Source organism: Streptomyces agglomeratus, assembly GCF_001746415.1.
Classification (GTDB): Bacteria; Actinomycetota; Actinomycetes; order Streptomycetales; family Streptomycetaceae; genus Streptomyces; species Streptomyces agglomeratus.
Window position 1 is genome coordinate 4,560,170 of the sequence record NZ_MEHJ01000001.1, and the last position, 19,818, is coordinate 4,579,987.

15 protein-coding genes are annotated in these 19,818 nt (G+C 71.2%); 10 read left to right on the forward strand and 5 right to left on the reverse strand.

The annotated features are described in order from the left end of the window. The first annotated feature begins 71 nt into the window (after positions 1-71). The 3 genes from AS594_RS19905 to AS594_RS19915 all read left to right on the forward strand — a co-directional run bounded on the left by AS594_RS19905 (position 72) and on the right by AS594_RS19915 (position 5,075). On the forward strand, positions 72-1,811 hold the full coding sequence (locus AS594_RS19905; protein WP_069932482.1) for an N-acyl-D-amino-acid deacylase family protein: 1,740 nt from the start codon (positions 72-74) through the stop codon (positions 1,809-1,811). Beyond that, complete coding sequence (locus tag AS594_RS19910) at positions 1,808-3,280, forward strand: aldehyde dehydrogenase family protein (protein ID WP_069928320.1); 1,473 nt, start codon at positions 1,808-1,810, stop codon at positions 3,278-3,280. Before AS594_RS19905 ends, AS594_RS19910 begins: the two co-directional genes overlap by 4 nt. A gap of 226 nt (positions 3,281-3,506) precedes the next feature. Next, positions 3,507-5,075, forward strand: coding sequence for an APC family permease (locus AS594_RS19915; RefSeq protein ID WP_069932481.1), 1,569 nt, complete (start codon positions 3,507-3,509; stop codon positions 5,073-5,075). A 112-nt stretch (positions 5,076-5,187) separates the two neighbouring features. Here the strand turns inward: AS594_RS19915 and AS594_RS19920 are convergent, their stop codons facing one another. Further along, complete coding sequence (locus AS594_RS19920; protein ID WP_069932480.1) at positions 5,188-6,717, reverse strand: CehA/McbA family metallohydrolase; 1,530 nt, start codon at positions 6,715-6,717, stop codon at positions 5,188-5,190. Positions 6,718-6,969: 252 nt separating this feature from the next. Between AS594_RS19920 and AS594_RS19925 the strand changes: the two genes are divergently transcribed. The 6 genes from AS594_RS19925 to AS594_RS19950 all read left to right on the forward strand — a co-directional run bounded on the left by AS594_RS19925 (position 6,970) and on the right by AS594_RS19950 (position 14,534). Continuing rightward, positions 6,970-7,815: an LLM class F420-dependent oxidoreductase gene (locus tag AS594_RS19925; RefSeq protein WP_069932479.1), complete on the forward strand. Its 846-nt coding sequence runs from the start codon at positions 6,970-6,972 to the stop codon at positions 7,813-7,815. 107 nt (positions 7,816-7,922) lie between these two features. After that, the gene (locus tag AS594_RS19930) at positions 7,923-8,141 is read left to right on the forward strand and encodes a hypothetical protein (protein ID WP_069928324.1); all 219 of its coding nucleotides are present in this window, start codon (positions 7,923-7,925) and stop codon (positions 8,139-8,141) included. A gap of 228 nt (positions 8,142-8,369) precedes the next feature. After that, the gene (locus AS594_RS19935; protein WP_079148449.1) at positions 8,370-11,006 is read left to right on the forward strand and encodes a bifunctional FO biosynthesis protein CofGH; all 2,637 of its coding nucleotides are present in this window, start codon (positions 8,370-8,372) and stop codon (positions 11,004-11,006) included. Between the two features lie 115 nt (positions 11,007-11,121). Next, positions 11,122-11,631, forward strand: a complete 510-nt coding sequence (locus AS594_RS19940; RefSeq protein ID WP_069932478.1) for a hypothetical protein — start codon at positions 11,122-11,124, stop codon at positions 11,629-11,631. 87 nt (positions 11,632-11,718) lie between these two features. Beyond that, positions 11,719-13,152 (forward strand): flotillin family protein, encoded by a 1,434-nt coding sequence (locus AS594_RS19945; protein WP_069932477.1) that lies wholly within the window; start codon positions 11,719-11,721, stop codon positions 13,150-13,152. A 266-nt stretch (positions 13,153-13,418) separates the two neighbouring features. Continuing rightward, positions 13,419-14,534, forward strand: coding sequence for an ADP-ribosylglycohydrolase family protein (locus AS594_RS19950; RefSeq protein ID WP_069932476.1), 1,116 nt, complete (start codon positions 13,419-13,421; stop codon positions 14,532-14,534). A 13-nt stretch (positions 14,535-14,547) separates the two neighbouring features. Here AS594_RS19950 and AS594_RS19955 read toward each other — a convergent pair whose 3' ends face one another. Beyond that, positions 14,548-16,134 (reverse strand): sodium:solute symporter family protein, encoded by a 1,587-nt coding sequence (locus tag AS594_RS19955; RefSeq protein ID WP_069932475.1) that lies wholly within the window; start codon positions 16,132-16,134, stop codon positions 14,548-14,550. Positions 16,135-16,561: 427 nt separating this feature from the next. Next, entirely contained in the window at positions 16,562-17,344 is a 783-nt protein-coding gene (locus AS594_RS19960; protein WP_069932474.1) for an SDR family oxidoreductase, read from the reverse strand. A gap of 90 nt (positions 17,345-17,434) precedes the next feature. On the opposite strand from AS594_RS19960, the gene AS594_RS19965 reads away from it, so the two are divergent. Beyond that, positions 17,435-18,289: a hypothetical protein gene (locus AS594_RS19965; protein ID WP_069928330.1), complete on the forward strand. Its 855-nt coding sequence runs from the start codon at positions 17,435-17,437 to the stop codon at positions 18,287-18,289. A gap of 109 nt (positions 18,290-18,398) precedes the next feature. Here the strand turns inward: AS594_RS19965 and AS594_RS19970 are convergent, their stop codons facing one another. Both AS594_RS19970 and AS594_RS19975 read right to left on the reverse strand, forming a co-directional pair. Then, a complete protein-coding gene (locus AS594_RS19970; protein WP_069928331.1) occupies positions 18,399-18,608 on the reverse strand; it encodes a DUF397 domain-containing protein in 210 nt (69 codons plus the stop codon). 187 nt (positions 18,609-18,795) lie between these two features. Then, entirely contained in the window at positions 18,796-19,653 is an 858-nt protein-coding gene (locus AS594_RS19975) for a helix-turn-helix domain-containing protein (protein WP_069928332.1), read from the reverse strand. Positions 19,654-19,818: the final 165 nt, after the last annotated feature.

Sequence of the window (19,818 nt, forward strand, 5' to 3'; positions counted from 1 at the left end):
CGGTCCGCCACGCGCCCGCCACCGCCGCCCACGCGCCCCCTCTCCCACCCCACTCTCCCGAAGGGACCGCCATGCTCGACCACCTCATCCGCGGAGCCACCGTCGTGGACGGCACCGGCGCCCCCGCGTACGTCGCCGACGTGGGCGTCCGCGAGGGCCGCATCGCCCTCATCGCCGGACCCGGCACCGTCGACGAGCCCGCCCGTACCACCGAGAACGCCGAGGGCTTCGTCCTCGCGCCCGGCTTCGTCGACCCCCACACCCACTACGACGCCCAGCTCTTCTGGGACCCGTTCGCCACCCCGTCCCTCAACCACGGCGTCACGACCGTCGCCGGCGGCAACTGCGGCTTCACCCTCGCGCCGCTGCACCCCGACCGCCCCGAGGACGCCGACTACACGCGCCGCATGATGTCGAAGGTCGAGGGCATGTCCCTGGTCGCGCTCGAAGAGGGCGCCCCCTGGAACTGGCACACCTTCGGCGAGTACCTCGACGCCCTCGAAGGCCGCATCGCCGTGAACGCCGGCTTCATGGTCGGCCACTGCGCCCTGCGCCGCCACGTCATGGGCGCGGACGCCGTCGGCGGGCAGCCGACCGAGCGGCAGATGGCGCACATGGTCCAGCTCCTGCACGACGCGATGGACGCCGGCGCGTGGGGCCTGTCCACCACCCAGTCGTCCACCCACTCCGACGGCGACGGGCAGCCCGTCGCTTCCCGGCACGCCACGCCCGCCGAGCTGATCGCACTCTCCCGCGCGGTGGGCGAGCACGAGGGCACCCAGCTGGAGGCGATCGTCGCCGGCTGCCTCGACCAGTTCACCGACGACGAGATCGACCTCTTGGTCGACATGACCACCGCCGCCGGCCGCCCCCTCAACTGGAACGTGCTGACCATCGACGCGGCCGTTCCCGAGCGCGTCCCGCGCCAGTTGCGGGCGAGCGAACGCGCCCGGCAGGCCGGCGGCCGGATCGTCGCCCTCACCATGCCGATCCTGACCCCGATGAACATGTCGCTCGGCACCTTCTGCGCCCTCAACCTCATCCCCGGCTGGGGCGACATCCTCGCTCTCCCCGTCTCCGAGCGCATCGAGAAGCTGCGCGATCCGGATGTACGCGCCGAAATGCTGCGCCGCGCCGACAGCAAGGAGGCCGGCGTCTTCCGCCGCCTCGCCGACTTCGAGCGGTACGTCATCGGCGACACGTACTCCGAGGCCAATGAGGGCCTGAGCGGGCGCGTCGTGCGTGACATCGCCGCCGAACGCGGTCAGGACCCCTTCCACTGCCTCGTCGAGATCTGCGCCAACGACCGCCTGCTTACCGTCCTGTGGCCGATGCCCTCCGACAACGACCCCGCGAGCTGGGAACTGCGGCAGCGCACCTGGCAGCACGAGGACGTCCTGCTCGGCGGCTCCGACGCCGGGGCGCACCTGGACCGGATGTGCGGGGCGCCGTACACGACGCGCTTCATCGGTGACTGCCTGCGCGGCCGCAGGCTCGTGCCGCTGGAGCAGGCGGTGAAGATGCTGACCGACGACCCCGCCCGGCTCTTCGGGCTGCGCGAGCGCGGACGTATAGAGGAGGGCTTCCACGCGGACCTCGTCCTCTTCGACCCGGAGCGGATCGCGGCGGGACCGGCCACGCTGGTGCACGACCTGCCCGGGGACAGCCCGCGGCTCGACTCGAAGGCGCTCGGGATCGTGTCCGTGCGCGTCAACGGCGTCGAGGTGATACGGGACGACCAGGTCACGGGGGCGGTGCCGGGCACGGTACTGCGCTCGGGCCGGGACACGAGGACGGTGGCGACGAAGTGAGCCCGCACCGGGAGCCGCCCGGACGGCTGTTCATCGGCGGCGAGTGGACCGAGCCCGACGGCGGGCACTACGAGGTGATCGACCCGGCCACCGAGGAGGTCGCCGGCCTGGCCCCGGAGGCGAGCCGTGAGCAGGTGTACGCCGCCGCCTCCGCCGCCAGGGCCGCCTTCCCGGCCTGGTCCCGTACCGCCCCGGAGGAACGGGCCGCCATCCTGGACCGGGCCGCCGACCTGATCCAGCGCGACGCCGCCGCGCACGCGGGCGTCGCCCGCGCCGAGACCGGCGCCACGGCCGCCACCGCCCTCGGCATGCAGGTCGCCGTCGCCGCCGCCCGCTTCCGGCGGTACGCGCGCGGGGCGCTGGAGCCCGTCGAGACGGGGCTGCCGCCACAGGTCAATCCGGCGGGGCCGATGGGGAAGGCCGGCGTCTTCGGGGCGCTGGCCGTACGCCAGCCCGTCGGCGTCGTCACCTGCGTGACCTCGTACAACAACCCGTGGGCCAACGCGGCGGGCAAGGTCGCGCCCGCGCTCGCCATGGGCAACACCGTCGTCGTGAAGCCCGCGCCACAGGACCCGCTGTCCGTCTACCGCATGGCGGCGGCGCTGGCGGAGGCCGGGGTGCCGCCGGGTGTCGTGAACGTCGTGACCGGCTCGTCGCCCGCCGCCGGTGAGGCCGCCGTCGGCTCGCCGGACGTCGACATGGTCAGCTTCACCGGGTCGACGGCCGTCGGACAGCGCATCGCGGAAGTCTGCGGGCGCCACATGAAGCGCCAGCTCATGGAGCTCGGCGGGAAGGGCGCGGCGGTCGTCTTCGACGACGCCGACCTCGACTCCGCCGTGCGGGGCATCGGCACGACGTTCTCCTTCTACAGCGGGCAGATCTGTACGGCGCCGACCCGGGTGATCGCCCAGCGGGGGATATACGACCGGCTGGTAGAGAAGCTGACCGGCTACCTCGGCTTCCTCAAGGTCGGCGACCCCGCCGCCCGGGACACGGTCGTCGGCCCGGTGATCTCCGCCGCCCACCGTGACCGCGTCGAGTCGTACATCGAGCTGGGCAGGAAGGAGGGCGCCCGGCTGGTCGCGGGCGGCGGCAGGCCCGCGTACGACAAGGGGTTCTACGTGGCCCCCACGCTCTTCGCCGACTGTACGAACGACATGCGGGTCGTCCGCGAGGAGATCTTCGGCCCCGTCGTCGTGGTCGTCCCCTTCGACGGCGACGAGGAGGAGGGCATCGCGCTCGCCAACGACAGCGACTACGGGCTCATCGACTACGTCTGGTCGGGCGATGTGTCCCGGGCCTTCCGGGTGGCACGGCGGCTGCGCGCGGGCGGAGTGGGGGTGAACACCGTGGGGCGCAACATGGAGGCGCCGTTCGGCGGCTTCAAGAAGAGCGGAGTGGGGCGGGACGTGGGCTCGTACGCGCTGCACGCGTACAGCGAGACGCAGGCCGTCGTCTGGACCGGATGAGCCCTCCGGAAAGAGGTACGGGAAACTTTTGAACCGGGCATATAGGACAGGGTTGCGATTTCCGCACCTCGGAAGTATGGGTGTGCTGCCTGGTAATGCCTGCTCCCACGTCCGTGAGAACCTTCAATCCGCAACCAATAAGGCGCTCGACTCCGTCAAATTCAAGGATCTTTGAGCGGATCCTTTGCCTCCGGATGTGGAAAACGCACGCGTTAACGTCCCGTTCATGACTCAGGTTGACACCCGGCCCCAGGCCGGAGACACGGTAAGGGGCGTCAACGCCCCGGACGGCCCAGGCGTACGTGACAAGGGCCTCGGCAGCAGGTCTGTCGGCCTCATGGGCAGCGCCGTCATCGGCATCTCGACGGTCGCGCCCGTCTACTGCCTCACCTCGACGCTCGGCTCGACCGCGGGCGAGGTCGGCCTCCAGATGCCCGCCATCTTCCTGGCCGGCTTCCTGCCGATGCTGCTGGTCGCCTTCGCGTACCGCGAACTCAACCGCGTCATGCCGGACTGCGGCACCTCCTTCACCTGGACGGTGAAGGCGTTCGGGCCGCGCGTCGGCTGGATGTGCGGCTGGGGCCTGGTGATCGCGACGATCATCGTCCTCTCGAACCTCGCGGGTGTCGCGACCACGTACTTCTGGCTGCTCGCCGGCCGGCTCACGGGCAACGACGCGATCAGCGCCCTGGACGACAACAAGGCCGTCCACATCCTCACGTGCCTCGTCCTCATCGCCATCGCCACGGCGATCAGCTACCGGGGCATGACCGCCACCAAGGGTGTGCAGTACGCCCTGGTCGGCCTCCAGCTCGTCGTGCTCGCCATCTTCGTGACGATGGCCTTCCAGAAGGCCGGCAGCGGCTCCTTCGACACGGGCCTGGACTTCTCCTGGTCCTGGATGAACCCGTTCGCCGTCCAGTCCTTCGCCGCCTTCACGGCCGGTCTCTCCCTGTCGATCTTCATGTACTGGGGCTGGGACGCCTGCCTGACCGCGAACGAGGAGACCACCGGCAGCGCCAAGACGCCCGGCCGCGCCGCCCTCATCGCGATGCTCGTCCTGGTCGCCTCCTATCTGGCCACCGGCATCGCCGCCCAGATGGCCGTCGGCTCCGGCGACAAGGGCCTCGGACTCGCCAACCCGGACAACTCCGACAACGTCTTCGCCGTTCTCGGCGAGCCCGTCATGGGCCTGGTCCTCGGCATCTTCCTGTCGCTCGCGGTCTTCGCCTCCGCCGCGGCCAGCCTCCAGACCACCTTCATCCCGGTCGCCCGCACGGTCCTGGCCATGTCCTCGTACGAGGCGCTGCCGGCGTCCTTCGCCAAGGTCCACCCGCGCTTCAAGTCGCCGGGCCGCGCCACGGTCGTCGCGGGCCTCAGCACCGGCGTCTTCTACACGGTGATGACCCTGCTCAGCGAGAACGTACTGATCGACACGATCTACGCCCTCGGCCTGATGATCTGCTTCTACTACTCGATCACCGCGTTCGCCTGCGCCTGGTACTTCCGTCGCGAGCTGCTGCGTTCCACCCGCGACTTCGTCTACAAGGGCCTGTGCCCGGTCCTCGGCGGCGTCCTGCTGACCGGAGTCTTCGGCAAGACCCTGTACGACATGTGGGACCCGGCGTACGGCAGCGGCTCCTCGGTCGGCGGCGTCGGCTCGGTGTTCGTCATCGCCGTCGGACTGCTGCTGCTCGGCGTGGTCCTGATGGCCGCGATGCAGCGCCGCAGCCCGGCGTTCTTCCGCGGCGAGGTGCTGACGAAGGAGACCCCGGCGCTGGTCGTCCAGGACTGACCCGCCGGTCCGCCGGACGGACCACCTGTTCGACCCGAGTCTCAAGAGGGCCGGGAAGCCGTGACGCGGCTTCCCGGCCCTCTCGTCATGCCGTCTCCGGCCCGGCCCGGCGTTACGGCGCCCCGTCCGCTCCGCCGAGGAAGACGGGGTTGGTCAGCGCCGCCGGTGCTCCCGGCAGGCCGGGCGCGTCCGGGGCCGGCGGGTGGCGCACCTCCGCGCGTACGTAGGCGGCGTACCGGGGCGTCGTACGCCACTCCACCGTGCCCGCGCCGGACGCCGGCAGCGGCGCCGTGTGCAGGGTGCCCTGGTCGGTCACGAAGCGGACCGTGCACCCGGGGGCGCCCGTGACGTCGAGGCGGACGGTGACGGGGGTGCCGGCGCCGACGGCCAGCCGCTCACCGATGCCCGCGTGACGGGCGCGGCCCCCGGAGACGCCGAAGGCGAGCGACACGGCGGAGGACTCGGCGAGGTAGGAGCGGCCGGCGCGGATGCCGTCGAGGATCGCCTCCCGGGTCAGGTCGTCGGCCAGGACCACCGTCTGCGGCAGGCCGACGAGCTGCGGCTCGCGGTGGGCGTCACTGCCGCCGATCGCCGGCGTCCAGCCCCGGCCGCCCCCGGTGGCGAGCGTGCTGTCCCAGGACGCGAGCGCGATCTCGTCGTCGGGGGTGTACGGCCCGTTCCACACCTCCACCGCGTCCGCCTCCCCGAACCCGAACTTCCAGTTGCACCCGACGCAGGTGGCGTGCGGATGCGCGGGTACGACGAGGCCGCCCGCGCGGCGGATCTCACGGGCGTAGTGGCCGAAGCGGTTGTCACGGGCGCGGTAGCGCCAGTCGACGAAGGTGCCGGGGTCGGTGCCGACGGCGACGACATGCCCGTTACGGGTGGTGACTTCCTCGCCGGTGAGGATCAGCAGCTCGCCGTCGGGGTGCGGCCCCCACAGCCCCTCCCAGGCACTGTGCGCGGCATGGGTGTTGTGCTCACTCGTGTTGATGAAGTCGAGCCCCGCCGCACGGGCCGCCGCGGCGATCTCGGCCGGGGTGCGCCTCCCGTCGGAGTACACGGAATGCAGGTGGCAGTCGCCCCGGTACCAGGCGCGGCCCCGCCCCATGGCGCGCTCCGGCGGGTAGACGGGGGCCGGGGTGCTGCCGGGCGCGCCGTACCGGAGCGTGACGGTGACGGCGTACGGAAGCCCCCCGGGGGCGGTCGTGTACGGACCCAGCACGATGTGCCAGGTCCCCGCGCGCACCGGACCGGGGATGTACCCGGGCGTCGCGGCGTCGGCGCGGAGGAAGAACTCCGGCCGGGCCCCGCCCGACCAGCCGCGGAAGCCGCGCCCGCCCAGGCCGGTGCCGCGCTCGTCGAAGATGCCGATGTCGAGGGCGTTGCCCTGCGTGCCGGCGGGCACAGGAGGTCTCTCGTACGTGTACGAGACGGCGATCTCCCGTACTCTGCGCGGCACTTCGACGGGCAGGTAGACGTAGTCGGGCGACCCCGGCGGGAGTGTGCCGCGTACGGTCCTGGTCTCCTCGCCGCCGGAGGGCGCGGCATCCGCGAAGCTCATGCCGCCCAAGGTGAGGGCGGTGGCGGCGCCGGTCACGAACAGTCCGCGGCGCGTCGGTCCAGTCGTCGAACTCGTCATGTCGGCCTCTCCCAGGGGTACCCGCGCGTACTGACACCCTGATTGAGCCGTGAACTCCCGTGCAACGGAAGGGGTGCGGCAGCCGACGGCCACGATGACGCTTCGCCGGTGCGGCGCTGCGCCGAAGCCCGGCAGAGCGTAGTTTGGCGCCCACCGGACGCCCCACCCGACGCCCCACCGGTCGCCCCCGACCGGAACAGAGCAGGGCGCCGGGCGGCGGAAGCCGGACAGCCGACGACGAGGAGCTCCCGCATGCGGATCGCCACGACGATCTTTCTCACCGACGAGACGATCACCCCGGTACGGCTCGCGCGCGAACTGGAGCAGCGCGGCTTCGCCGGCCTGTACCTGCCCGAGCACACCCACATCCCGGTGTCGCGCGAGTCGCCGTACCCGGCGGGCGGCGAACTGCCGCGCGAGTACGGCCGCACGCTCGACCCCTTCGTCGCCCTCGGCCAGGCCGCGGCGGTCACGGAACGGCTCGGCCTCGGCACCGGCATCACGCTGGTGGCCCAGCACGACCCGATCGACCTGGCCAAGCAGATCGCGACCCTGGACCACCTGTCCGGCGGCCGCTTCACGCTCGGTGTGGGCTACGGCTGGAACAAGGAGGAGGCCGCGGACCACGGCGTGGAGTGGGCCACGCGCCGCGAACGGACACGGGACCGCATGGCGCTGATGTGGGCGCTGTGGGCGGAGGAACCAACCGCGTACGACGGGGAGTTCGGCTCGGTGCGGGCCTCGTACGCCCATCCGAAGCCGGTGCAGAAGCCACGCGGCCGGGTGACCGGGCCGCGCACGCTGGTGGGCGGGGCGGCGGGCCCGAAACTCTTCGCGCACATCGCGGAGTACGCGGACGGGTGGCTGCCGATCGGGGGCCGGGGCCTGACGGAGGCGGTGCCGGCGCTGCGTACGGCCTGGGAGGCGGCGGGACGCGACCCGCGGACGTTGCACGTGGTCCCGTACGCCGTGAAGCCGAACCCGGGCAAGATGGAGCACTACGCGGAGCTGGGCATCGAGGAGTTGGTGGTGCAGCTGCCGCCGGCCGGAGAGGCCGAGGTGCTCCGCGTGCTCGACGCGTACGCGAGGTTTGTCTGACCACTTTCGTCCGTCCCTCTGTGCCACCGGCCCGTGCGCCGCTACCTTGGCCATTCGGCATGGTGAGCGCCGGCCGGTGGCCGGCACCTCGGGGGAGAGGAACGCACGTGCAGAAAAGCCCGTTCAGCATCGTCGCGATCGTTTTCGGCGTGGTAGCACTCTTCTTCTGTCCGCCTCTGTTCGGCGTCCTCGGCCTGGTGTTCGGCGGGATCGCCAAGTCCAAGGACGAGCCGCTCGCGGTGACCGGCCTGGTCGTCGCCGGGATCGGCCTGGTCCTCGGGATGGTGCTGGGCTTCGTCGTCTTCAGCTCGATGTCGGCACCGTGAGCGACTGACCGGGCAGTGGCGCGGCCTCGTCGTCGAGGACGCGCCCTCCGGCGTACCGGCCGGGCCGCGCGACGCCACGACCGTACGGGAACGCACCCCGCGACCGCCGTCGACGGCCGGCACCGCCACTTCGCAGCCCCTCGGGAGACGGCCCGGGGGCACCACCTCCTTCCTGCCGGGCAGTCCGCACAGCGGACCATGCCGGTGTCCGCTCGTATGCTCGGACGCATGACGACGAGCGCGAGCGACGCACCGCGAGGAAACGCGAACCACCGCGGGACCGCCCCCACCCCCACCGCCAACGGCATGCGCCGCGCCCTGAAGCGGGCCCGCGACGGTGTCGCGCTCGACACCGCCGAGGCCGCCGTGCTCCTCCAGGCGCGCGGTGACGACCTGCGCGACCTCGCCGCGTCGGCCGCCCGCGTGCGCGACGCCGGGCTGGAGGCCGTGGGGCGGGCCGGCGTCATCACGTACTCGCGCAAGGTGTTCATCCCGCTCACGCGCCTGTGCCGCGACAAGTGCCACTACTGCACCTTCGTCACCGTCCCCGGCAAGCTCCGCCGCGACGGCCACGGCATGTTCCTCTCCCCCGACGAGGTGCTCGACATCGCGCGGCGGGGCGCCGGGATGGGCTGCAAGGAAGCCCTCTTCACCCTCGGCGACCGCCCAGAGGACCGGTGGCCGGAGGCGCGTGAGTGGCTGGAGGCGGAGGGGTACGACGACACCCTGGCGTACGTCCGTGCCATGGCCATCCGCGTCCTTGAGGAGACCGGGCTCCTGCCGCACCTCAACCCCGGCGTCATGTCCTGGACCGACCTCCAGCGGCTCAAGCCCGTCGCCCCCTCGATGGGCATGATGCTGGAGACCACCGCCACCCGCCTGTGGTCCGAGCCCGGCGGCCCGCACCACGGTTCCCCCGACAAGGAGCCCGCCGTACGCCTGCGGGTCCTGGAGGACGCCGGGCGCTCCAACGTCCCCTTCACCACCGGCCTGCTCATCGGCATCGGCGAGACGTACGAGGAGCGCGCCCACTCCCTCTTCGAGCTCCGCAAGACCGCCCGCGCCTACCACGGCATCCAGGAAGTCATCGTCCAGAACTTCCGCGCCAAGCCGGACACCGCCATGCGCGGCATGCCCGACGCCGAGCTGGAGGAGCTGGCCGCCGCCATCGCCGTGGCCCGCCACATCCTCGGGCCGGGCGCGCGCATCCAGGCCCCGCCCAACCTCGTCGACTCCGAGTACGCCCTGCTCATCGGCGCCGGCATCGACGACTGGGGCGGCGTCTCGCCGCTCACCCCCGACCACGTGAACCCCGAGCGCCCCTGGCCGCACATCGACGAGCTCGCCGCGAAGACCGCCGCCGCCGGATTCGAGCTGCGCGAACGCCTGACCATCTACCCGGAGTTCATCCGGCGCGGCGAACCCTGGCTCGACCCCCGGCTGATGCCGCACGTACGCGCCCTCGCGGACCCGGAGACCGGACTCGCCCGGGAGGACGTACGTCCGGTGGGGCTGCCGTGGCAGGAACCCGACGAGGGGTTCAACGCGGCCGCGTCGGCGGCCGGCACCGGCCGCACCGACCTCCACCGCACCATCGACACCACCGGCCGCACCTCCGACCGCCGGGACGACTTCGACAACGTGTACGGCGACTGGGACGCGCTGCGCGAGGCCGCGGCCCCCGGCATGGTGCCCCAGCGCATCGACACCGACGTACGCCAGGCACTCAAGCAGGCCGCCGACGACCCGACCGGGCTCACCGACGACGAGGCGCTCGCGCTGCTCCACGCCGACGGCCCGGCGCTGGACGCCCTGACCCGCATCGCCGACGAGCTGCGCCGTGACGTGGTCGGCGACGACGTCACGTACATCGTCACGCGCAACATCAACTTCACCAACGTCTGTTACACCGGCTGCCGTTTCTGCGCCTTCGCCCAGCGCCGTACCGACGCCGACGCCTACACCCTGTCCCTCTCCCAGGTCGCCGACCGCGCCGAGCAGGCGTGGCAGGTCGGCGCGGTCGAGGTGTGCATGCAGGGCGGCATCCACCCCGACCTCCCCGGCACGGCGTACTTCGACATCGCCCGCGCCGTGAAGGAACGCGTACCCGGCATGCACGTCCACGCCTTCTCACCCATGGAGGTCGTCAACGGCGCCACGCGCACCGGCATGTCCGTCCGGGAGTGGCTGACGGCGGCCAAGGAGGCCGGGCTCGACTCGATCCCGGGCACGGCGGCCGAGATCCTCGACGACGAGGTGCGCTGGGTCCTCACCAAGGGCAAACTGCCCACCGCCACCTGGATCGAGGTCGTCAAGACCGCGCACGAGCTGGGCATCAGGTCCTCCTCGACCATGATGTACGGGCATGTCGACCAGCCCCGCCACTGGCTCGGCCACCTGCGCACGCTGGCCCGCATACAGCAGGAGACCGGCGGCTTCACGGAGTTCGTGACGCTTCCCTTCATCCACACCAACGCGCCCGTCTACCTGGCCGGCATCGCCCGCCCCGGCCCGACCGACCGCGACAACCGGGCCGTCATCGCCATGGCCCGCCTCCTCCTCCACCCGCACATCACGAACATCCAGACCAGCTGGGTGAAGCTGGGGGCGGAGGGCGCCGCCGAGATGCTGCGTTCCGGCGCGAACGACCTCGGCGGGACGCTCATGGAGGAGACCATCTCGCGCATGGCGGGCTCCGGTTACGGCTCGTACCGTTCCGTCCAGGACCTCGTCGCGATCGCCGAGGCCGCGGGGCGCCCCTCCAAGCCCCGGACGACGCTGTACGGCGACGTACCGGTGGAGCGGCAGCAGGCGGCGGCCGCGTCGGACGGGCACCTTCCGGAGTTGCTGCCGGTACTGGAGTGACGCGGCATCAAGGCGGCGTAAAGATTGCCGGAACCCGGCAATGTTTTCTGTCAGTGCCGCATGAGACGATCCGTTTTGTTCAAGAGCTCGGCGCACACGGGGGAAGGCGAGCGGGATGAATGTATTTCTCGGTCTCGGCGTTGCGGGGATCGTGCTGCTGGCCCTCTCGTTGATCTTCGACGGGATATTGGAAGGGCTTTTCGGGGGCGTCCTCGACGGCCTTTTCGACGGGCTCCTGTCCTTGCCCGTCGTTGCCGGGTTCCTCTCGATGTTCGGCTTCGGCGGCGCCATCGTGCTGGGCGCCACAGGTCTGGGAGCCGGTGCGGCCACCGGAGTCGGGGTGGCGGCGGGGGTCGCCGCCGGCTGGCTGGCGTGGCGGTTCAGCCGCGCGCTGATGCGCGACCAGACCCACGCCACCCCGCGCGGCACCGACCTCGTCGGGACCTCCGGGTCCGTCGTCACCGCCATACCCGCCGACGGCTACGGCGAGGTGATGGTGCGGCTCGGCGGCCAGCCGGTGAAGCTGGCTGCCAAGAGCGCCGTGCCCGTCGCCCGGGGCGCCGAGATCTGGGTGGAGGCGTCCCTGTCGAGCACCTCGGTCGCGGTGCGCCCCGTCGAACGCTGACGGCCGACGCCGCCGCCCCGCAGTTCCGCGTACGTACCACCACTCCAACTGCTGCCGTCCCCTGGGAAGGCAGGGGGGAATTCCATCATGAGTCCAGTCGTCATCGCGGTCGTGGGAGTCGTCGTACTCCTCGTCCTGCTGGCCCTTGTCGTCATCACGCGCTACAAGGTCGCCGGCCCCAGCGAGGCATTCATCATCACCGGCCGGCGCGGCAAGACGTCCGTCGACCCGGTCACCGGTCAGACCTCCACCGACAACAGCGGCCAGAAGGTCGTCGTCGGCGGTGGCGTCTTCGTCGTGCCGTTCGTACAGCAGAAGTTCACCCTCGACCTCTCCAGCCGGCACATCCCCATCTCCGTGCGCGGCGCCGTCACCCTGCGCGGTGTGAAGGCGAACCTCGAAGGCGTGGCCATCGTCAAGGTCGGCGGCAGCGAGGACGCGATCCGGGCCGCAGCCCAGCGCTTCCTCCAGCAGCAGGACGGCATCGTCGGCTTCACGCAGGAAGTGCTGTCCGGCGCGCTGCGCGCCATCGTCGGCCGCATGTCGGTCGAGGACATCATCCGCGACCGCGCCGCGTTCGCCGGGCAGGTCGCCGAGGAGGCCGAGGCCAGCCTCTCCGGCCAGGGCCTGATCCTCGACGCCTTCCAGATCCAGGACATCACCACCGAGGGCTCCTACCTGGAGGACCTGGGCCGCCCCGAGGCCGCCCGCGCCCGCCAGGAGGCCGACATCGCCGAGGCCATCGCCAAGCGGGCCTCGGAGCAGGCCCGGCTGAAGGCGGCCGAGGAGATCGCCATCGCCGAGCGGACCTTCTACCTCAAGCAGGCCGAGATCCGCGTCGAGACGGAAGCCGCGGCCGCCAAGGCCAACGCTGCCGGCCCGCTCGCCGACGCCGCCCGGCAGCAGGAAGTCCTCGCCGAGCAGGAGAAGGTCGCCGAGCGCCAGGCCGCGCTGACCGACCGCGAGCTCGACACCAAGGTCCGCAAGCCCGCCGACGCCGCCCGCTACCAGGCGGAGCAGGAGGCCGAGGCCCGTCGTATCGCGCAGGTCAAGGAGGCCGAGGCGGACGCCGAGCGTTCCCGTCTCACCGGTGAGGGCGAGAAGCTGCACCGTGCGGCGCTCGCCGAAGCCGTACGGATCGAGGGCGAGTCGGAGGCAGCCGCCATCGCCGCGAAGGGGTCGGCCGAGGCCGAGGCCATGCGCAAGAAGGCCGACGCGTTCGCGCAGTACGGCGACGCGGCGGTGCTCCAGATGCTCGTCGAGGTGCTGCCGCAGGTCGTCGCCAAGGCGGCCGAGCCGTTGAGCGCCATCGACAAGATGACCGTGATCTCGACGGACGGCGCCAGCCAGCTGGCCCGTACGGTCACCGACAACGTCGCCCAGGGCATGGAGCTGCTCAACTCCACCACGGGCGTGGACCTGGCCGAGCTGCTCAAGGGCATCACCCAGCGCGGCGTGAAGCCGGCGCCGGCGGCCCCGGAGCCGGCCGACGCCAACGGCAAGATCCACATCACGGACTGATCCGCGCGGCGAGCCGAGCGGGAGGGGGCGGACGGTGCCGGACAGGGCACCGTATGCCCCCTCCGGCGTCCCCGGGGCAGGAGCGAGGGCCGGGGCGAGGGCCGGGCGCGACGGGCGGAGCTTCGGCCGGGGCGGGCGGAGCCACAGCCACCGGTCGCACACCCGTCCCCTGAACACCCCGTTCCCCTTCGATTACAGTGCTGCGCCTGACGTCGTCCAGACGTCCCTCCAGACGTCGTACGCCGGCACACGCGAAGGGCAGAGCGGTGAGCGCACCAGTCACATCCGTATGGGGCCGGGCGGAACAGCAGGACTTCCGCAGCCGGGTACGGGGCTGCCTGCTGGGCGGCGCGGTGGGTGACGCGCTCGGTGCCGGGGTGGCCTCCCTCAGCCTGGACGAGATACAGGCGGCCCACGGCATCGACGCCGTCACCGACCTCGTCCCCGCCTACGGAAGACGCGGCGCCGTCACCGCCGGCACCCAGCTGACCCTCTTCACCGTCGACGGACTCATACGGGCCCAGGTACGCCGCGACACGGGCGCCTGGCACCCGCCCACCGACGTGCACCGCGCCCACCTGCGCTGGGCCCTCACCCAGCGCGAGTGGGGCCCCGACGAGCGCCGCAAGGACAACGGGTGGCTCGCCTGCGAGGAGTGGCTGTACGCCCGCCGCGACCCCTCCCGCGAATGTCTGACCGGCCTGGCCGAGGAGACCATGGGCACCCTCGACCGGCCCAGGAACCCCACCGCCCGCGACTCCGGCGCCGTGACCCGCTCCGCGCCCTTCGGGCTCCTCGTCGGCTGGGAGCCGCAGCTCGTCCTCCAGCTCGCCGTCGAGTGCGCCGCCCAGACCCACGGCCACCCCACCGCGTACCTCTCGGCCGGCGCGTTCGCCGTGATCGTGCACGGCCTGGCGCGCGGCGAGACCGTCGACGTCTCCGTGCAGTGCGCCCTCGCCCTGCTCGCCGCCCGCCCCGGCCACCAGCCCGTCACCGACGCCCTCAAGCACGCCCTCGGCGCCGTACGCCAGGGCATGCCGTCCCCCGCCCTGGTCGAGTCGCTCGGCGACGGGCGCACCGCCGAGGGCGTACTGGCCGTCGCCGTCTACTGCGCCCTCGTCGGCGAGGACATCCGCCACGGCCTGCGCCTTGCCGTCAACCACGGCGGGGCCTCGGAAGCCACCGGCGCCCTCTGCGGCAGCCTCCTCGGCGCCCTGCACGGCGAGACCGCGCTGCCGCCCGGCTGGGTGGCGGAACTCGAAGGGCGGGCCACGGTCCTCGAACTCGCCGACGACTTCGCGATGGAGATGACCCAGGGCCCGGCCCTCCACGGCCCCGCGATCAACGCCCCCGGCTGGCTGGCCCGCTACCCGAGGGCCTGACCCCGCGCCGTTCCTAGTCCTTCGCCCCCTCCGCCACGGCCGCGTCCCCGGCCCGGGCGGGCGCCGGTACGGCCGCTCCCGCCGAGGCGCCGCTCCCGTCCAGGTGCCCGCCGCTGTCGCCGTCGCCGTCCGAGTTGATGCGCGCCAGTACCGCGTCGCGCTCCGGCGTGCCCTCCGGCTTGACGAACCCGATCAGTACGAAGAGCACCAGTGAGACCGCCAGCGGCACCGACACCTGGTACTGCGTCGCCACGCCGTCCATCCCGTAGTTCACCACCCAGAACGCGAACAGCCCGCTCGCCCACGACACCAGCGCGGCCGTCGGGCCGGACCTGCGGAATCGCGGCAGCAGCCCGAGCATGAACGGGATCGCGATCGGCCCCATCAGACCGGCGACCCACTTGATGACGATCGTGATGATGTCCTTGAAGGCCGGCGAGTTGACCTGGGTCGCGATCGCCATCGACAGCGCCAGGAACGCCACCGTGGACAGTCGCGCGGCCACCAGACCCGCCCGCTGCGACCACCCGCGCGCCTTCGCCGACAGGGCGGGCGCGATGTCGCGCGTGAAGACGGCGGCGATGGCGTTGGCGTCCGACGAGCACATGGCCATCGTGTGCGAGAAGAAGCCGACGATGACCAGACCCAGCAGGCCGTGCGGCAGGAGCTGTTCGGTCATCAGGGCGTACGAGTCCGACGCGTCCGGCTTCTGCGCGTCGACCAGCAGCGGCGCGCACCACATGGGGAAGAAGAGCACCAGCGGCCACACCAGCCACAGGACGGCGGACAGCCGGGCCGAGCGCGTGGCTTCCCGGGCGTTCGCGGTGGCCATGTAGCGCTGGGCCTGGTTCCACATGCCGCCCGAGTACTCGAAGGTCTTGATGAAGAGGTAGGCCAGCAGGAACATCATCGTGAAGTCGCCGGTCAGCGGGTCGTTGTGGCTCTCCGGGAGCTTGTCCCACACCGTCCACAGCGAGCTGAACCCGCCGAGTTCCCCCATCACCGCGATCAGCATCGCCAGCCCGGCGAAGAGCTGGATGACGAACTGCCCCAGCTCCGTGAGGGCGTCGGCCCACAGCCCGCCGACCGTGCAGTAGATGCCGGTGATGACACCGGTGATCAGAATGCCCTGGTTGAGCGAGATGCCGGTGAAGACGGTCAGCAGGGTGGCGATCGCCGCCCACTTGGCCGCCACGTCCACGATCTTCAGCAGGACGCCGGACCAGGCGAGAGCCTGTTGGGTGGGCAGGTTGTAGCGGTTCTTGAGGTACTCCAGCGGCGAGGCCACGTGGAGCTTCGACCTCAGCCGGTTGAGCCTCGGGGCGAACAGGCTCGACCCGATTGCGATGCCGATCGCGATGGGGAAGGACCACGTGACGAAGGACGTGACGCCGTACTTGTACGCGATGCCCGCGTAGCCGGTGAACATGACCGCGCTGTAGCCGGACATGTGGTGGGAGATGCCGGAGAGCCACCACGGCATCTTTCCGCCGGCCGTGAAGAAGTCGCTGACGTTGTCCACGCGCTTGTGGGACCAGACGCCGATCGCGACCATGATTCCGAAGTAGCCGATGAGCACGGCCCAGTCGAGACTGTTCATGCCCCCTCCAGGGGTCCGCCTTGTGCTGCGTTCATCTGAATGAACCCGATCGCGCTTCGTCAGTACGTCCGGTTGGCGGCGCCCCCGTGCGGGAGCGGGGACTTCGGGGATTGAACCGTCTGTTCAGGGGGCCGGTCAAGACTTTCATTGATCAAGCATGTGAACGCAGGTCATAAAGCAGAACGTCTTTGCCTTTTCTTGACCCGCCGGGCCGTTGTCGTGAACGTGACGACAGCCACACGATGAGCGGACACTTCGTCAGGCGCCGTACACGCACGTACACGCCGTACACACAGCGACGACCGCACGGGATGCGGGTCCCGTGCGGTCGTAAGAAGGAGGGGTGGGTGACGTACCTGCCGACGTACACAACTGACGTACCCGGCTGACGTACGCAATGACGCACCCGGCTGACGCGCGCGGGTGGCTAATGCATCAGCTCACCCGCGTTGACCAGCAGCGACTGGCCCGTGATCGCGCGGGCCCGGTCGGAGGCCAGAAAGGCCACGGCCTCCGCCACGTCGCCGTCCGTGGCCAGCTCGGGCAGCGCCATGCGCTCGGTGAGCCGGCCCAGCACCTCCGGCTCCGGCACGCCCTCGGTGTGCGCCGTGAACCGTACGTACGCCTGGACCGGCGGCCCCCACATCCACCCCGGCAGCACGGTGTTGACCCTGATCCGGTGCGGCCCGAGTTCACGGGCCATCGAGTACATCGCCGAGGTGAGCGCCCCCTTGGAGGCCGCGTACGCCGCCTGCTCGACCTGGGACGGTGCGGCGATCGCCGACTGCGTACCGATGATGACGACCGCGCCGCCCTGCGCCTTGAGCGCCGGCAGGCAGGCCCGGGTCATCCGCAGGGTGCCGAGCAGGTTGACGTCGAGCACGCTCTGCCAGGTGGCGAAGTCGGCGTCCTCGACGCCGCCGAAGTAGCTGTCCCGGGCGGCGACATGAACGACCGCGTCGATCCGCCCGAAGCGCTCGACGGCGAGTGCGGCCAGCGCCTCGCACTGGTCCTCGTGCGTGATGTCCGTGGCCAGGTGGGCCGTGTGCCGGCCGTCCGGGTCGATCTCGGCGGCGCACTTGGCGAGATTCGCCTCCGTGCGGGCGCCGAGCACCGCGTTGCCGCCGTCCCGCACGGCGGCGGCCGCGATCCGGTGGCCCAGTCCGGCACCGACGCCCGACACGACGACGGTCTTCCCCTGAAGCAACATCCAGCCTCCCGCTGCGCCCGGCTCTGGCCATTTATCTGACGAGGCGTCAGAGTAGGTCCGTCCGGCGGTGGAAGGAAGGGATCGGCGGCCATGGATGAGGACACACACAGTGAGGTGTACGCGGAACTGGCGGCCGTGGGGCCGTACGGCGTGCGGCCCGGCCACGCCCTGATCACCATGGTGGAACCGCACCCGGGCCACGAGTACGCGTACAACCGCTGGTACGAGGACGACCACTTCATCGCCGGGGCGATGGCCATGCCCTGGATGTACGCCGGGCGCCGCTGGGTCGCCACCCGCGACCTCCAGATGCAGCGCTACCCGGAGAAGTCCGCCGTCGCGCAACCTGTCACGGCCGGCTGCTACCTCTCGACGTACTGGGTGACGGAGGGCCGTTACGACGAGCACATGAAGTGGACCGTCGGCATCAACAAGCGGCTCAACCGCGACGGACGCGTCCACCAGGACCGCACGCACGTCTTCACGGCCTTCCAGGACCACGAGGCCACAGTCTACCGCGACGGCGCCGCTGGGCCGCGCGACTTCCACGCGCTCGACCACCCGTACCGGGGGCTGGTGCTGGAGGTCGTCGACACCGACGGCCCCGAGCGGCGGGCCGCACTGCTGGACTGGCTGCGGGACACCCACCTGCCGCAGCGGCTGGCGGGACGGCCCGGATCGCCCTCACCGGCCGCGATGGTCACCGTCTTCCGGCCGACACCCCTGCCGGGGGACCGGATGAGCTACGTGAAGCAGGTCGAAGGAGTCGACACCCGGCTGACCCTGCTGTGGTTCCTGGAGGCCGACCCGCGCGAGGCGTGGGAGGAGCGCTTCGGCGGGCTGGACGGGGAGGTGGCGGCCTCCGGGCTGGGGCGCGTGGAGCTGGTGGCGCCGTTCGTTCCGACGGTGCCGGGGACGGACCGGTACGTCACCGAACTGCGCTGAGCGGCTGCCGTCCGTCCGGTGCCGGGCGCGCCGGAGCCCCCTCGGCCAGGACGGCGGACCGGTCGAGAGGGCTCACTGCGGTCGTGCGCTTCTGCTCGGCTCGGACGGGTCAGCCGAGGTCGAACGTGCCCTGGCCGACCCCGCCCACGAACGCGCTCCAGGAACCGGGGGCGAAGGTGATCGAAGGACCCTCGGGCGCCTTCGAGTCCCGCACCGCGACAGCGTGGGTGACCGGGGACTTGACCTCTACACATGCGCCGTTACCCCCGGAGTACGAGGACTTCGTCCAGGTGTCCGTAGCGCCCTGATGGATTGCCATGTTCACTCCGATTTTGCTGGTCGTGGAGAGTGAGACGCCAACGTTCTTGCTGGCGTGAGCGACGCTACTCGCGAACCACTAGGCGTGAAGTGGCCGTTCACCCGACCGGATGGCATATCCCATGGGGACTTCCGCTGCGGTGCGGCGAAGGTGTACCGTTCCGGTTTCCTCCGGCCGACGCACTGCTTCAGCGGGCGTATTCCTTCGCGATGTTCGCGATGAAGTGCCGTGACGCCTCGACATTCAGGGCCTGGGCGCGCAGGTGTTCGTACATGACGCTGTACTTCTGTACGTCGTTCGCCTTCTCCAGGTAGAGATCGCTCGTGACGCCCTCGATGTACACCACGCTGGAGTCGGCCGCGTCGGGGAACTCCAGGATCGCGTAGTGACCGCTGATTCCGGGATGCGCACCCATGTCGAACGGAAGTATCTGGACCGTCACGTGGGGCAGCTGCGACTGCTCCACCAGATGCTCCAACTGCTCCCGCATGAGCTGCCGGTCGCCGACGACGCGGCGCAGGGCAGCCTCGTCGATGACGGCCCACAGACGCAGCGGCTGGTCGGCCGTGAGGATGCGTTCCTGCCGGCGCAGTCTGACGTTGACCCGTTTCTCGACGTCGGAGGCCGCGGTCTCGGGGAGTGCGCCGGTGATGAGCGCCTCGGCGTACCGCGGGGTCTGGAGCAGGCCGGGGACGATCTGCGGGTCGTACACGCGCAGCGAGGCGGCGTCCGTCTCCAGGCCGATGTAGACGCTGTACGGGATGTCGCCGAAGGCGTGCCACCAGCCCTGCTGGCGGGAGTCCTTGGCCATCTGCATCAGCGAGTCGACGATGCGGTGGTCCTCGACGTCGTACACGCCGCACAGGTCGCGCACGTCGCGCTGGCTGATGGAACGGCGGCCGTTCTCCAGACGGCTGATCTTCGACTGCGAGACCAGCAGGCGCTCCGCCACCTCCTCGGCCGTCATGCCCTTGAGCTCGCGCAGCCGGCGGAGCTCCTGGCCCAATCGGCGTCGCCTGACGGTGGGGTTGACGTTGGACGCCACGGGAACTGCACCTCCGGCTGATGCGTTGTGCGTATGTACCGCCAGCACGTTTGTACTGCTAGCACGCTCTACTGCTCAGCAGACTGCCACCAATGGTCATGTCCGCGCTGGGAAATGCGCACACAGGGTGCGGACGCGAGCGCGCGGGGTGGCGGTCCGGTCCTG

Bases quoted from the DNA above. Each gene is read 5' to 3' on its own strand.
- AS594_RS19905 (WP_069932482.1), top strand. From the start codon at position 72: ATGCTCGACCACCTCATCCGCGGAGCCACCGTCGTGGACGGCACCGGC.
- AS594_RS19915 (WP_069932481.1), top strand. From the start codon at position 3,507: ATGACTCAGGTTGACACCCGGCCCCAGGCCGGAGACACGGTAAGGGGC.
- AS594_RS19920 (WP_069932480.1), bottom strand. From the start codon at position 6,717: ATGACGAGTTCGACGACTGGACCGACGCGCCGCGGACTGTTCGTGACC.
- AS594_RS19925 (WP_069932479.1), top strand. From the start codon at position 6,970: ATGCGGATCGCCACGACGATCTTTCTCACCGACGAGACGATCACCCCG.
- AS594_RS19935 (WP_079148449.1), top strand. From the start codon at position 8,370: ATGACGACGAGCGCGAGCGACGCACCGCGAGGAAACGCGAACCACCGC.
- AS594_RS19940 (WP_069932478.1), top strand. From the start codon at position 11,122: ATGAATGTATTTCTCGGTCTCGGCGTTGCGGGGATCGTGCTGCTGGCC.
- AS594_RS19945 (WP_069932477.1), top strand. From the start codon at position 11,719: ATGAGTCCAGTCGTCATCGCGGTCGTGGGAGTCGTCGTACTCCTCGTC.
- AS594_RS19955 (WP_069932475.1), bottom strand. From the start codon at position 16,134: ATGAACAGTCTCGACTGGGCCGTGCTCATCGGCTACTTCGGAATCATG.
- AS594_RS19960 (WP_069932474.1), bottom strand. From the start codon at position 17,344: ATGTTGCTTCAGGGGAAGACCGTCGTCGTGTCGGGCGTCGGTGCCGGA.
- AS594_RS19965 (WP_069928330.1), top strand. From the start codon at position 17,435: ATGGATGAGGACACACACAGTGAGGTGTACGCGGAACTGGCGGCCGTG.
- AS594_RS19970 (WP_069928331.1), bottom strand. From the start codon at position 18,608: ATGGCAATCCATCAGGGCGCTACGGACACCTGGACGAAGTCCTCGTAC.